This is a genomic window from Alteromonas confluentis (assembly GCF_001757105.1).
Taxonomy (GTDB): domain Bacteria; phylum Pseudomonadota; class Gammaproteobacteria; order Enterobacterales; family Alteromonadaceae; genus Alteromonas; species Alteromonas confluentis.
Genome location: NZ_MDHN01000029.1, coordinates 222241 through 234830 on the forward strand (window position 1 = coordinate 222241; position 12590 = coordinate 234830).

11 protein-coding genes are annotated in these 12590 nt (G+C 50.3%); 8 read left to right on the plus strand and 3 right to left on the minus strand.

The features are described 5' to 3' along the window. The first annotated feature begins 5 nt into the window (after positions 1-5). From BFC18_RS12665 to BFC18_RS12695, 7 genes are all read left to right on the plus strand, one after another. Positions 6-1766: a glycoside hydrolase family 43 protein gene (locus tag BFC18_RS12665; RefSeq protein ID WP_083273061.1), complete on the plus strand. Its 1761-nt coding sequence runs from the start codon at positions 6-8 to the stop codon at positions 1764-1766. Between the two features lie 40 nt (positions 1767-1806). Next, a complete protein-coding gene (locus BFC18_RS12670; RefSeq protein ID WP_070125920.1) occupies positions 1807-2802 on the plus strand; it encodes an alpha/beta hydrolase in 996 nt (331 codons plus the stop codon). Further along, positions 2802-4250, plus strand: coding sequence for a glycoside hydrolase family 28 protein (locus BFC18_RS12675; RefSeq protein WP_070125921.1), 1449 nt, complete (start codon positions 2802-2804; stop codon positions 4248-4250). Before BFC18_RS12670 ends, BFC18_RS12675 begins: the two co-directional genes overlap by 1 nt. Next, positions 4243-5373, plus strand: a complete 1131-nt coding sequence (locus BFC18_RS12680; RefSeq protein ID WP_070125922.1) for a pectinesterase family protein — start codon at positions 4243-4245, stop codon at positions 5371-5373. Before BFC18_RS12675 ends, BFC18_RS12680 begins: the two co-directional genes overlap by 8 nt. A gap of 142 nt (positions 5374-5515) precedes the next feature. Continuing rightward, positions 5516-5800: a pyrimidine/purine nucleoside phosphorylase gene (gene ppnP / locus BFC18_RS12685; RefSeq protein WP_070125923.1), complete on the plus strand. Its 285-nt coding sequence runs from the start codon at positions 5516-5518 to the stop codon at positions 5798-5800. A 101-nt stretch (positions 5801-5901) separates the two neighbouring features. Then, on the plus strand, positions 5902-7128 hold the full coding sequence (locus tag BFC18_RS12690) for a threonine/serine exporter family protein (RefSeq protein WP_070126123.1): 1227 nt from the start codon (positions 5902-5904) through the stop codon (positions 7126-7128). Positions 7129-7219: 91 nt separating this feature from the next. Continuing rightward, entirely contained in the window at positions 7220-8359 is a 1140-nt protein-coding gene (locus BFC18_RS12695; RefSeq protein ID WP_070125924.1) for a mechanosensitive ion channel family protein, read from the plus strand. 124 nt (positions 8360-8483) lie between these two features. Here BFC18_RS12695 and BFC18_RS12700 read toward each other — a convergent pair whose 3' ends face one another. Then, the gene (locus BFC18_RS12700; protein WP_070125925.1) at positions 8484-9386 is read right to left on the minus strand and encodes a YcjF family protein; all 903 of its coding nucleotides are present in this window, start codon (positions 9384-9386) and stop codon (positions 8484-8486) included. A 6-nt stretch (positions 9387-9392) separates the two neighbouring features. After that, positions 9393-10775: a YcjX family protein gene (locus BFC18_RS12705; RefSeq protein WP_070125926.1), complete on the minus strand. Its 1383-nt coding sequence runs from the start codon at positions 10773-10775 to the stop codon at positions 9393-9395. A gap of 167 nt (positions 10776-10942) precedes the next feature. On the opposite strand from BFC18_RS12705, the gene BFC18_RS12710 reads away from it, so the two are divergent. After that, complete coding sequence (locus BFC18_RS12710) at positions 10943-11938, plus strand: substrate-binding domain-containing protein (RefSeq protein ID WP_070125927.1); 996 nt, start codon at positions 10943-10945, stop codon at positions 11936-11938. Positions 11939-11985: 47 nt separating this feature from the next. Here the strand turns inward: BFC18_RS12710 and BFC18_RS12715 are convergent, their stop codons facing one another. Next, on the minus strand, positions 11986-12543 hold the full coding sequence (locus BFC18_RS12715; RefSeq protein ID WP_070125928.1) for a gluconokinase: 558 nt from the start codon (positions 12541-12543) through the stop codon (positions 11986-11988). Between the last annotated feature and the right edge of the window lie 47 nt (positions 12544-12590).

Genomic DNA, 12590 nt, shown 5'->3' on the forward strand with positions numbered 1-12590 from the left:
TGACCATGCGCCAGTCATTCGTTTCCCGCGCCCTGCTGCTTACCAGCTTATTTGGTGTAGCAGCAGCTCAACACGTGCTGGCTGCTCAGGCGCAGTCAACCGCGTCAGCCAATAAAACCGCTGACGCTACAACAACAGGACAGGCAGAAGATCATCGCCTCTGGATCAGCGATTTGCAAAACGGGCAATATCAGAATCCCATTCTGCACATCGATTACTCCGATCCGGATGTGGTCGCGGTAGACGGCAACTACTACATGACCGCATCCAGCTTTAATGCCGCACCGGGCTTACCGGTGCTGCACTCTACCGATTTAGTCAACTGGACACTCATCAACTACGCCCTGCCTAAACAGGTGCCGCTGGATGTATTCGCCAAACCACAACACGGTAACGGCGTGTGGGCACCCAATATTCGCTTTCACGACGACAAATTCTGGATCTTTTACCCTGACCCCGATTTTGGTATTTACGTGGTTACCGCCGACGATCCGGCCGGTGAATGGAGCGAACCCAAACGCATTCTGGCAGGTAAAGGCCTTATCGACCCTACTCCACTTTGGGATGACGACGGCAAAGCGTATTTGCTCCACGGTTGGGCTAAGAGTCGTGCCGGGTTTAATAACGTACTCAGTCTGCGTGAAATGGCGCCAGACACTTCTTGGGTAAGCGAAGACTATACCCACGTGGTAGACGGTAACGCCATTGAAGGCTACCGCACCCTGGAAGGCCCTAAATTCTATAAGCGTAACGGCTACTATTACATTTTCGCCCCGGCTGGCGGTGTGGAAACCGGCTGGCAGTCGGTTTTCCGTTCTGACAACATCGCCGGCCCTTATTCTGTGCGCACAGTGATGGATCAGGGCAACACGCTGATCAACGGCCCTCACCAGGGAAGCTGGGTGCACACCAATAAAAATGAAGACTGGTTTATTCATTTTCAGTCTCGCAAAGCGTATGGACGCATTGTGCATCTACAACCTATGCAGTGGCAGAATGGTTGGCCAGTTATCGGTACCGATTCAGACGGCGATGGCGTTGGGGAACCGGCGTATCGCTACACAAAACCCGCCACGGATAAGCCCGGCGACGTAAAGCCCCAACCCACCAGTGATGACTTCTCTGGTGAACTGGGCATTCAGTGGCAGTGGAATGCGAATCCTGAAAGTGACTGGTATCACATCGATACCTACACCAGCCGCCTTACCCTGCCCGCACAGCCAAAAATCAGAGACACCGGCGATAATCTGTGGATGACGCCCTCCCTGCTGCTTCAGAAACTGCCAGCGCAAACCTATGAGGTGCGAAGCAGCGTTATTCTACAGGAACCAGAACTGCAGGCCGAAGGTGGCCTATTACTGTTCGGTGAAGATTACGCCTGGATTGGCGTGAAGCCGATGACGAATGATAAACAGAAAACGGAAACGCATCTGGTATACGTGCAGTGTAAAAACGCCCGCACCGGCTGTGATGAATCGGTTCACGACTATGGCCCTGTTAATGCATCGTCACTGGAATTACGTTACATAATGACCGACGATGCCACTGCCATTTTTAGCTACCGAACCAATGAAAAACAACGATTTACCGTGGTTGGCGAGCAGTTTAAAGCGCGTCGAGGCCGGTGGGTCGGTGCAAAAACCGGTTTGTTCAGTGTGTCTGCAGATGCCGACAATAACGCGTCTGCTGGTGCGCAAATGAAGGCCCAAAGCAAGCAGGCATCGCTAGTGGTAGATGACTTTCAGTTTATACCAAGACGGAGATAACAGGTTCATGCTCCCCGTTAGATTTAACCGTAAATCAATAATGCGAAAAGCTAAGCTTGTGGCCTTACTCAGCACCATTGGGCTGTTTACAACAGCCGTGCAGGCAAAAGACTACCCGGTAGACGACAGCTACAGCGTATCCCAGCGTTTCTATGCCTACCGCGATAAGCACCCAGAGCTCGTTGAGCCTGTACTTACCTTCACTGAAGGCCAGAAAGTGCTGTTCGACCGCCGCTATAAAGTGGCCGATGATCGGGAGCTGCATCTCGATGTATTCCAGCCCGCTGCAGACAAAGCCAATCAACAGGCCATTATGTTGATTCATGGCGGTGGTTGGCGTTCAGGTAATAAGAGTCACTTTTACGCCATGGCCAATTTGCTGGCTCAGCGTGGTTATGTGGTATTTACCCCGGAGTATCGGCTATCAATGGAAGCCCAATATCCCGCGGGCCTCAACGATATTAACGATGCGATTACTTATGTAAAAGCGCATGCTGCTGCCTTTGGCTTCGACCCAACCAAACTGGCTATTGGTGGCGGCTCTTCTGGTGGCCAAATGGCCGGACTGATTGGCAACACCGCCAATACGTTACTATTTAAGGGTGAAACTCCAGACGCGGATACCCGCGTACACGCTGTCGTCGACCTTGACGGCGTACTGGATTTCACCCACCCCTTAGCCCTTGCCAACGAAAATAAGCGCAAGGACAAATCCGCGGCCGGTATGTGGTTTGGCGGCGCGTATGAAGATACTCAAGCAAAATGGGAAGAGGCTTCTACGGCAAAACATATCGATGCAGAGTCGCCGCCTATGCTGATCATCAGTAGCGGCCAGATGCGCTTTACGGCCGGTAAAGACGAGGTACTGCAAAAGCTCAAAGCGGCAGGTATCGCCAGCGAATATTTTCAGTACGACAATAACATTCATACATTTTGGCTGTTCGAGCCCTACCTTAGCGAAACGGTAACCCGTATGGACCATTTTTTGCGTAACACAGCGAACAGCAATGCAACACATTCCCCGGGAGTAAACTAATGGGATTTCAACCATCACGACGCGCTTTACTTAAACTTGCAGGCAGCAGCGCAGCAGGCGCAGGCATACTCGGACTCGGCGGTTGTGCCACTAGCGTCAGCCAGCCCATAGTGGGCGGAGATTTCGACTGGAATGAAGACGCGCGCGCTATCCGCAAACGTATTGTTGCACCTACGTTCCCATCCCTTCATGTGCGCATTACCGATTATGGCGCGCAAGCAGGTAGCGACAACGATTCAACTCAAGCCATTGCCAGCGCAATCAAAGACGTGGCGTCTAAAGGCGGCGGTACGGTAGAAGTACCCGCAGGTGAATTTTATACCGGCCCGGTACACCTTAAATCCAACATCAATTTTCATATTGCCAAAGACGCTGTGCTGCATTTCATTCCTGAGCCGCAGCGCTACAAGCCTTACGTGTTTACCCGTTGGGAAGGCACGGAGCTAATGGGCTACTCTCCACTTATTTACGCCTTTGAAGAAACCAACGTGGCAATTACCGGTGAAGGCACCCTGGAAGGCGGCGGCAGTGTAGACAACTGGTGGCCGTGGAAAGGCAAATGGAAAGATGCGACCTGGGGCGACCATCCGGTGGCAAACCAGAAATACACCCGGGATGTGCTGCGTCAAATGGCAGAAGATGAAGTGCCTGTTAGCGAGCGCACCTTCGAAGAAAACTACCTTCGTCCGCCGTTTATTCAGCCTTATCGCTGTGAAAACGTATTAATTTCTGGTGTGACCATTCGCAACTCTCCGTTCTGGTTGGTGAACCCGGTGCTATGTACCAATGTGACCGTGCGTGACATCTACTGCCACAGCTACGGCCCCAACTCAGACGGTTGCGACCCTGAAGCTTGTACCGATGTATTGATCGAGAACTGTACCTTCGACACTGGTGATGACTGCATTGCGATTAAATCCGGCCGTAACGCCGATGGTCGCCGCGTGGGCAAAGCCTGTGAGAACATTCTAATCAACAACTGCACCATGGAGGCCGGTCACGGCGGCGTGGTGATTGGCAGTGAGATTTCCGGTGGCGTGCGCAACCTTTATGCGCAAAATTGTGAAATGAGCAGCCCGGATCTCGACCGTGCTATCCGCATCAAAACCAACTCCATACGTGGCGGGCACCTGAAGAACCTGAACTATCGTCAGTTCCGGGTTGGGCAGGTTAAAGATGCCGTGGTGATTAACTTCTACTATGAAGAAGGCGACGTGGGCAACTTCACGCCGAAACTGGAAGATATCACCATCGAGAACTTGTATGTACAACATGCTCAACGGGCTTTTGTGCTGCGCGGTTATGATCATACGCCTATCACGGGCGTATCTCTTAAAAATCTTATCTTCCAGAAGGTTGATAAAAAATCTGTAATTGAGAATATAGACAATATCTCTCAACAGAATATTAGAGTTAACGGCAAAACCGTGGAGTTACCCGATGTCTAAAATGTGTAGTTTGTTAATGGTGCTGTTGCTGGCTGTAGCCGGATGCAGTGAGCAGAAGTCCACCCATTTTCTCCCAGAAAATGTGGAGGCTAACGCCATCGTCGCTAACACTGCCATTGACGACACACATTTTTCTTCTATTCAGGCGGCGGTAGACGCCGCCCCGGAAACAGGTGGCTGGACCATTGCCATTACACCGGGTGAATATTACGAACGGGTGGTAATTGACAAACCTGACATCACCCTCATTGGTGCGGGTAAAGCCAACACGAAAATTGTATTTGACCGCTACGCCGGTAAAGCCGTATCTCGCGACAGCGAAGAGACCTGGGGCACCTTCCGTAGCGCAACGGTGGAAATAAACCGCCCACGGGTACACATCGCCCATCTTACCATTGAAAACAGTTTTGATTTTCTCGATCAAGACGCGAAAGCCAAAGACGATCCGGCCAGAGTAAGCGGCATGCAGGCCGTGGCACTGCGAATTGGCGAATATACTGACCAAACCGTGGTAGAAGATGTCGCGTTGCTCGGTTATCAGGATACGCTTTACGTACAGGGTGGACGCAGCTATTTCAAAGGTGGCGAGATTCGCGGCAATGTAGACTTCATCTTTGGGAACGGTAATGCGTATTTCGATAGTGTTGATATTTATTCCCGTCCTCGCGGCAAAGACATGGACATCACAGGCTTCGTTACCGCCCCCAGCACGTTAATTTCAGACACCTTCGGGCTAACCTTTGTAAACTGCAAACTGCTGCGTGAAGAAGGCGTACCAGACAATTCTGTGCCTTTAGGTCGTCCCTGGCATCCAACCACCACGTTTGCCGATGGCCGCTATGCAAACCCGTTTGCTAAAGGTAAAGCCGTGTTTATCGACACCTGGATGGACGCACACATCACTCAGGACGGCTGGGCCACCATGGGCGGCTCGACTAAAGAGGGCGGTAGAAAAGAATTCAGCCCGTACACTGAAGCGCGCTTTGCCGAGTTCAACAGCAGCGGCGAAGGTGCATTCACCAATGACAAACGTCCGCAACTCACGTCAGACAAGGCAGAACTGCACTCCCTGTTCAACATACTGAATGGATGGACGCCACAACTTACCGGTGCGAATGATTAATCGGCATTATCAATCGCCTTATATCGTTTAAATCTGATTAAGCAGAATTCGATAGCGACTTAAGTCGCTATCGGGTAGATGTAGAGGATGCACTCAGGCACACTGTGACCCTTAACGATTTATAGAACTACAAGGAACTCACATGTCATTAAGTGTAAACAGCTACTTCGACGATAACGTTAAATCCATCGCCTTCGAATCAGCAAACGGCCCGTGTACCTCTGGCGTAATGCTGCCAGGTGAGTACGTATTTAGTACGTCAAAAGACGAGCTGATGAAAGTGGTTGAAGGTGAGCTGGTAGTTAAACTTCCTGGTTCAGACGAATTTCAGTCTTTCAAAACCGGTACCGAATTCAATGTGGCAGCGAACCAGTCTTTTGATGTGAAGGTGAGTGTGACTACTGCTTATCTCTGTTTTTATAGCTGATTTTTTATCAGGGCGTATCAATCTCGTTGATACGCAGTTATGATTTCTATGCTGTAGCCTACAATTTAGTAGGCTTTATCTTTAACGCATGGAATATTCTTTTGCACACTGCCGAGTTCATCCAGAAACGTCGTTTCATCGTCCGTCTTGGAAAAATGTTGCACAAGTACGGAACTCCTTCATTTCGTCTTGAAGCTTATCTTCTGGAAGTCGCTTCCTACCTCGGTGTACGCGCATCCATTATCGCCACCCCTACGTCACTCACATTTGTTATCTGGTCTGATGGCCACGAAGATGAATATACTCACGCGGCACGCCTACAGCCTGGCGAGCTTGATCTCAATTCACTCTCTCATGTGGATGGGCTTGCCAGTGAACTGTTGGCAGGTGATGTTTCTTTAACAGAAGCTGATCGTCTGTTATCTGAAATAGATGCCATGCCCTCGCCCTACGGGAAGTGGATAACAGGCTGTTCTTTTGCACTGTCTACCGGCGCTTTTGCCATGCTAATGGGTGCAAGCTGGCCGGAAATTGGCTGGTCCGGTCTTTTAGGATTGCTGTCTTATGTCTGGTATTTGTGGGCATTGCGTTCAAAACGGGTGAACATGATGCTGGAGCCCATGACCAGCTTTATGGCGGGTATCGCGGCCAGTGCGATTGGGCGCTATATCGACCCTGGCATTAATATTCCACTCATTGTGCTCTCATCGGTAATCGTACTGGTGCCCGGTCTTGCACTGACTATGGGCTTGTCCGAACTGGCCTCCAGGAATATGGTGTCAGGCACCGCACGGGTGATGGATGCATTAATGCAATTGTTTAAACTGTATTTTGGCGCCTTTCTTGGGGTTACCGTTGGCTTTTCTCTGTTTGGCGAAAACATCTATGTACCAGCAGAGTCATTACCAGAATGGGGAACCTGGCTTGCCGTATTCCTGCTAAGCCTTTCGCTTGTTGCTATTTTCCGTACCCGACCAAAACATATTCCTTGGGGTGTCGCCGCCGCTTTCATTGCTTACGGCGCGTCGGTATGGAGTGCAGATTTTATGGGTGCAGGCATGAATACCTTCGTGGGTGCATTCGCGCTGGGTGTGTTTGCTAACCTTTTTACCCGCATCGCGCGTCAGCCTCATACGATCGTTGGTATGCACGGCTTAATCGTGCTAGTACCGGGCTCTAAAACCTATATCGGCTTAAATTCGTTTATCTCGGGGCAGGATTTCGTTGCCGCAGAGCATGTGGGTCAGGAAGTGTTTTTGATTTTTATGTCGCTGATTGCAGGGTTGATATTTGCGAATGTTGTCGCGCCGACGAAAAAGGCGCTTTGATTATGTTTTAGATGATTCAGCGCAAATTACATTACCAAACCCTTTGCTGAACTAAGGCGTATCCAGATTAGATTAATTTACGGATACGCCCATGCCCGAAACCACCAACGCTGTCGATACCTGGAACGGTCTGCTTAGCGATTTAAGCACCCATCTGCCTGATGTGCTCATCGGGTTTGGAATATTCATTGTCCTTGTGCTTATTGCGGGTCGCCTGTCTAATTTGCTGATCAAGCCGTTTGGCTATGTGTCGCAAAGTCCGCTTATCCGCTCTGTTTTCCGTCGTGCCATCAGCGTGCTAATAATGCTGTTTGGTTTGTACATATTCCTTAAGATGGCAGGGCTAACAGAATTTGCGGTGGCCATTGTCAGCGGTACGGGTTTGATTGGTCTTATTCTGGGCTTTGCGTTTAAGGATATAGCCGAAAACTTCATTTCCAGTTTGCTGCTTACGGTGCAGCGTCCTTTTCGTATTGGCGATGTGATACATCTTGAATCGTACACCGGCGTGGTACAGAAGGTGACGTCCCGCGCGACTACTCTTGTTGATTTCGACGGCAATCACATTCAGCTGCCGAATGCGATTGTATACAAGGGCATTATCAAGAACCTCACCGCTAATCCGAATATGCGTGGAACGTTTGTTCTGGGTATCGGTTATGACAACAACATTACGTCGGCCCGTGATCTGGCGCTATCTGTTCTGCACAAGCATCCGTATGTGCTGGATGAACCTGAACCCATGGTGCTTATAGATAACCTGGGTTCGTCGACTGTAAATCTTAAAGTGTATTTCTGGATAAATGTGGAAGCCACCAGCGTGGTGAAGATGTCGTCTTCGCTAATGCGTATTCTGGTTGAATCGTTTACTCAGGCAGGCATTTCTATGCCTGACGATGCCCGTGAAGTGGTATTCCCTGAAGGCGTGCCGGTACGTCAGTTACCCCGAGAAGATTCGGGAAGCAGTCCGCTCATGGCTGGGCGTTCTCTGAATAGCAGCGGCGCTGATAGCGGCGATGCCTCTAAGGGAGTTGTTAAACAAGGCAAAGACGTGTCCCCCTCCCCGGCTAAAACTACCGAACAGCGTTCGTCTGTATCGGAGAGTGCTAAACCCGCTGATGTGAAGCCAGCGATTATCGATCACAGCGAAGATTTGAGCAGTGAGAATGATAATATTCGTCGCCAGGCGGAACAGGCCCGTGATCCTGAGGCGGGTAGCAATATTCTGTAGATGTGCCGAGCAGGCATAAAAAACCCGTGTACAAACTCAATTGAGCTGACACGGGTAAAGGTCTGAAAGATGAGCCAATCAGACCTGAGGGACTGGCAGTGAACTAACGTTTCACTGTATGAGGTTAGCGTAGTAACTTGATGAGCGTGCGACCCAAACGCACATTCAGCGCACCAGCGGCCACGGCTTCTGCAGAATTCTCCGCGACTCTTGCCGCCAGAGAGCCACCAATTTGGTTAGCCAGTTCGTCGGTGGCAATATCAAACAGACTTTGTGCTGCCAGGTTTTGTGCAAGTACTTTGAATAAGCGCCAACTGCCTGCCGTGCCGGGGCGTAACCCGAACACTCGGGCAATGCGGCGGATGGTACGAAAGCTTATCCACGAAATGGCCAGCGTCTGAATAAGATGGTTTGGGCTGATAAATACCAGACTGCCACTGGTAACGGACTCTTTTCGTAAGATCTCTTCTGCCTTTTTGGTTACCGGCTCCGCCACCATGCTTTCATACAACCCCACCACATCGGCGGCATTCATGTCGGCATGCAGTGCTTGCTGGAACTGCTTGTAGTTGCGGGCGGCGAAGCTGTCTTTACCGAATCGGCCCGCATGAGAATGGATAGTCTTTAATACCGCAGGTTTGTCATCGACCTGTTTTAGCGTAGGCAAATCCAGTGGCACGTCAATGTAGGCTTCCACGGCGCGGAAACCCCGCCATTCACCAGCGATAAGCGCAAGCAGAGCCAGCACAAACGCACCGAGTAGCGATCCTAAAGCAACAGAGCTAATAGGATGATCAGCAAAATTTGTCGCAATGGATTGAATGGCATCGAACACCATAAAACCCACGAACGTGAGACCACCTAAAATGGCAGTGATCACTTTTAACGAAAGGCCGCGCTGCCCGTCCACATCCCACTCTGCGGTATCCAGCTTTGCTGGCATATTCTGACTAGGAGCAGAGTGCTCCAGCGGCGTTTCTATAATTCGCGAGCGGTATTGCGGCGCTTCATAATCGGTATCACTCATGGTGCTTTACCCATTTCGATGTAAAAGAAATTGCAGTAACTTATCCAGTCCACGGCCATTCAGCATGCGCGGCAAATAGTCAGCTGGGACGGGGGGCTTGAGTGCAGGATAATGTTCATCTGCCGACATGGCTTTAATGGCATCAGGTACCGGCTCAAACTGCACTTCTACATACTGCTTATGTTTGTTGGTATAACGCAGCGACGCAGGCTTACTCCCTTCGTCGGTAACCTGCATGGCTGACACTAAAAAGTGTTCAAAATCCACACCATCCCGAGCGAGTTTTGCCGTAGCGCCGCCAGAGACATCTTTCAACAAACTCAGTAAATGCTGTTTTTCAGATTCCGGCACTAAATCGGTTTTGGTCGCCACAAAGGCCACCCGACCAATTTCATTCTTGCGCAGTACGTGTTTACTGAACCAGTCAGGCTCGCCATACACAAACACATCTGCTAAATGGCTCAAGGTTTCTTTCAGTTGCGCCAAATGTTGCTTGCTATGATTTAAGCCTTCGAACAAATCGATAAGAATGATTTGCCGGTCGGCCTCGCGAAAGGTGCTTTTACGCAAGGGCTGTAACCATTCTTTCTGGAATAGAGTGAAGTTTCGGGTAAAGGCTTTCGTCCAGGGATGGGTAATATCGCTTGTAATTTTGGCTGGTAATGGCGTAAAGCCACTTTCCCGCCAATTAAACCCACTACCGTCGAGCAAAAAGCTACCGGGCTGCAACATCGCAATACCCGCTTTTTTCGCGTTAAGTAGATATTCTCTGTAACCCTCAGTAAGGGTCTGCATGGCTTCGGGCGTGGGCTCTGCATCAAAATCCACACGCTCCAGCAATGCATGCCACGCTTGGGCGTAGAAGCGCTGTGGGTCGGTCATCTGCTGAGCCAGCGCCGAATCAGACCACTGGGCATATTCGCGCCCTAGCATGGGCAAATCGGTGATCCACTCGCCAGGATAATCAATAAACTCGAACACCACATGGGTGTGTGGGAACAAATAGCGCTTAAGTTGATGTGTTTGCTTTAAACGCACCACCATTTTGAACCCGTACACATTTTCTGTGGGTCTCGGCCAATTACCTGCTTCAAGGGAGGCGGTATGCTCGTCGATGGGAAACAAAGGGAAATCGTCGATAGGTTCCAGCCACATGCTGTCGACCAATTCCATGGGCAGGTACTTGAGTAGCGGCAGACACTGGTACTGCTGTTCACTACGGTACTTAAGAATAGTCATAAGGCTGGTAAACAGCATGGATTTACCACTGCGGCTCAGGCCGGTGATGGTGAAGCGATGATGCTCGCGGGTAAACCAATCCCCTGCCGAGTTCATGCTCTCGAGCAACGGCTCTAAGGGTGACAACACATTCTTAAGAAAGCTCTTCATTCATACCTGTATCGGTTGTGTACTCACGGTGTCTTACCATGATATGGGGATAGCAGGTGAATTTAAAAGCGATTGTCACATTTGGATACAAATACCTTAGTACCATTTCCCTGGCCCGATGTTACATGTAACATTACCCTCATAACATAAGCCTGATTGAGAATTTTATGCCTGCCAAACGCCCCACATTGCAGGATATTGCCGACATTGTTGGCGTTACCAAAATGACGGTAAGCCGATATCTGCGCGCGCCTGATTCGGTGGCGGCGGCAACGGGCGAGAAAATCGCGGCAGCGCTGGAATCGTCAGGCTACATTCGTAACCGTGTTCCGGCCATTCTGTCAAAATCCTCCAGTAAAACTTTAGGGATTATTATTCCCTCGCTGTCGAACCAGGTATTTGCCGATTTAGTGCAAGGTGTAGAAACCATCACTGCCCAGCACGGCTACGACACGCTGATTGCTCACACTGGTTACAGCGCTGAAGTAGAGCAAGATAAGATAGACATGATGCTGTCGTATCAGGTAGACGGGCTAATTCTTACCGAAAGCGGTCACACTGCCCGTACGCTACAAATGCTGAAGCAGGCTGCGATTCCTGTGGTAGAAACCATGGAGGTACCATCATCTCCGGTGGATATGGCGGTAGGCCTCGACCACGAACAGGCCGGTTATGATGTGGTGAACAGAATACTCGCCAGCGGTAAACAGCACCCGGTATACCTGGCTGCACGGATGGATACCCGCACCGTGCTGCGTCAGCAGGGATATGAAAAGGCCATGGCGGAAGCGGGAAAAACGCCGGTGACTGTATCTACCTCTGAACATTCGAGCTTTACCTTGGGCTCAGAATTACTCGCCCGTGCGCTGGCTAACTATCCGAAAACGGATGCCGTATTCTGTACCAACGACGACGTAGCTATAGGCGTGATGCTGTATTGCCAGCAGAACAAACTCCGTATTCCAGACGACTTGGCGGTAGTCGGATACAACGCACTGAATATTGGTGCCGCAATGACACCGCCACTGACCAGTGTGGTCACGCCCCGTGACAAGATGGGCGAGCAGGCAGCATCGCTCATCATGACGGTTTTACAAGGGGAAACGCCAAAGGAAACGGTGATTACGCTACCTCACAGCCTTACTTCTGGAAGAACACTTTAGTGAAAGTAAGTACTCACTTCGACACTTTCACAAATTCAAATGCTAACTTAGGAGTTAGCTACACTCACGCCTCGTTCACTCAGCAAACCGATCACCCGCTCTACAATTGCATCGGGCGCGGTATCGATGGTTACAGTGAGAACGTCGTGCTCGTTGATACCAGGTCTTTCAAGCGCAGCAAATTGGCTGTCAAGCATGTCAGGTTTCATGAAATGCCCCGCTCTGGTAGCCATGCGGTCGAGGATCACGTGTTTAGGACCGTCTAAAAATACAAACAGTAAGTTTTGATTATCTTCGCGAATCTTGTCTCGATAGCGCTTTTTCAGCGCCGAACATACAATGACACCTTTGCGGCTACGTTGCTCTAAGTTGTACACCGCATCGTTGATACGCGTTAACCAAGGAGCACGGTCGTCATCGTCGAGAGGATCGCCTTTCGCCATTTTCTGCACATTGGCTCTGGGGTGCAAATCGTCACCATCAATGAAAGTCGCAGATAACGCTGATGCCAACATTTCGCCCACTGTACTTTTACCTGAGCCGCTCACGCCCATCACAACGATGGAAAACCCGGACGATTTCAGTGATTTACTCGATTCGCTCATGCCGACTTTTGCTCCGCAATTGATATTTCGGTGTTAAAAATTTGTTT

What these genes read in the sequence shown, in the direction of transcription:
- BFC18_RS12665 (WP_083273061.1), top strand. Translation starts at nt 6, where the DNA reads ATGCGCCAGTCATTCGTTTCCCGCGCCCTGCTGCTTACCAGCTTATTT.
- BFC18_RS12670 (WP_070125920.1), top strand. Translation starts at nt 1,807, where the DNA reads ATGCGAAAAGCTAAGCTTGTGGCCTTACTCAGCACCATTGGGCTGTTT.
- BFC18_RS12675 (WP_070125921.1), top strand. Translation starts at nt 2,802, where the DNA reads ATGGGATTTCAACCATCACGACGCGCTTTACTTAAACTTGCAGGCAGC.
- BFC18_RS12680 (WP_070125922.1), top strand. Translation starts at nt 4,243, where the DNA reads ATGTCTAAAATGTGTAGTTTGTTAATGGTGCTGTTGCTGGCTGTAGCC.
- ppnP (WP_070125923.1), top strand. Translation starts at nt 5,516, where the DNA reads ATGTCATTAAGTGTAAACAGCTACTTCGACGATAACGTTAAATCCATC.
- BFC18_RS12695 (WP_070125924.1), top strand. Translation starts at nt 7,220, where the DNA reads ATGCCCGAAACCACCAACGCTGTCGATACCTGGAACGGTCTGCTTAGC.
- BFC18_RS12700 (WP_070125925.1), bottom strand. Translation starts at nt 9,386, where the DNA reads ATGAGTGATACCGATTATGAAGCGCCGCAATACCGCTCGCGAATTATA.
- BFC18_RS12705 (WP_070125926.1), bottom strand. Translation starts at nt 10,775, where the DNA reads ATGAAGAGCTTTCTTAAGAATGTGTTGTCACCCTTAGAGCCGTTGCTC.
- BFC18_RS12710 (WP_070125927.1), top strand. Translation starts at nt 10,943, where the DNA reads ATGCCTGCCAAACGCCCCACATTGCAGGATATTGCCGACATTGTTGGC.
- BFC18_RS12715 (WP_070125928.1), bottom strand. Translation starts at nt 12,543, where the DNA reads ATGAGCGAATCGAGTAAATCACTGAAATCGTCCGGGTTTTCCATCGTT.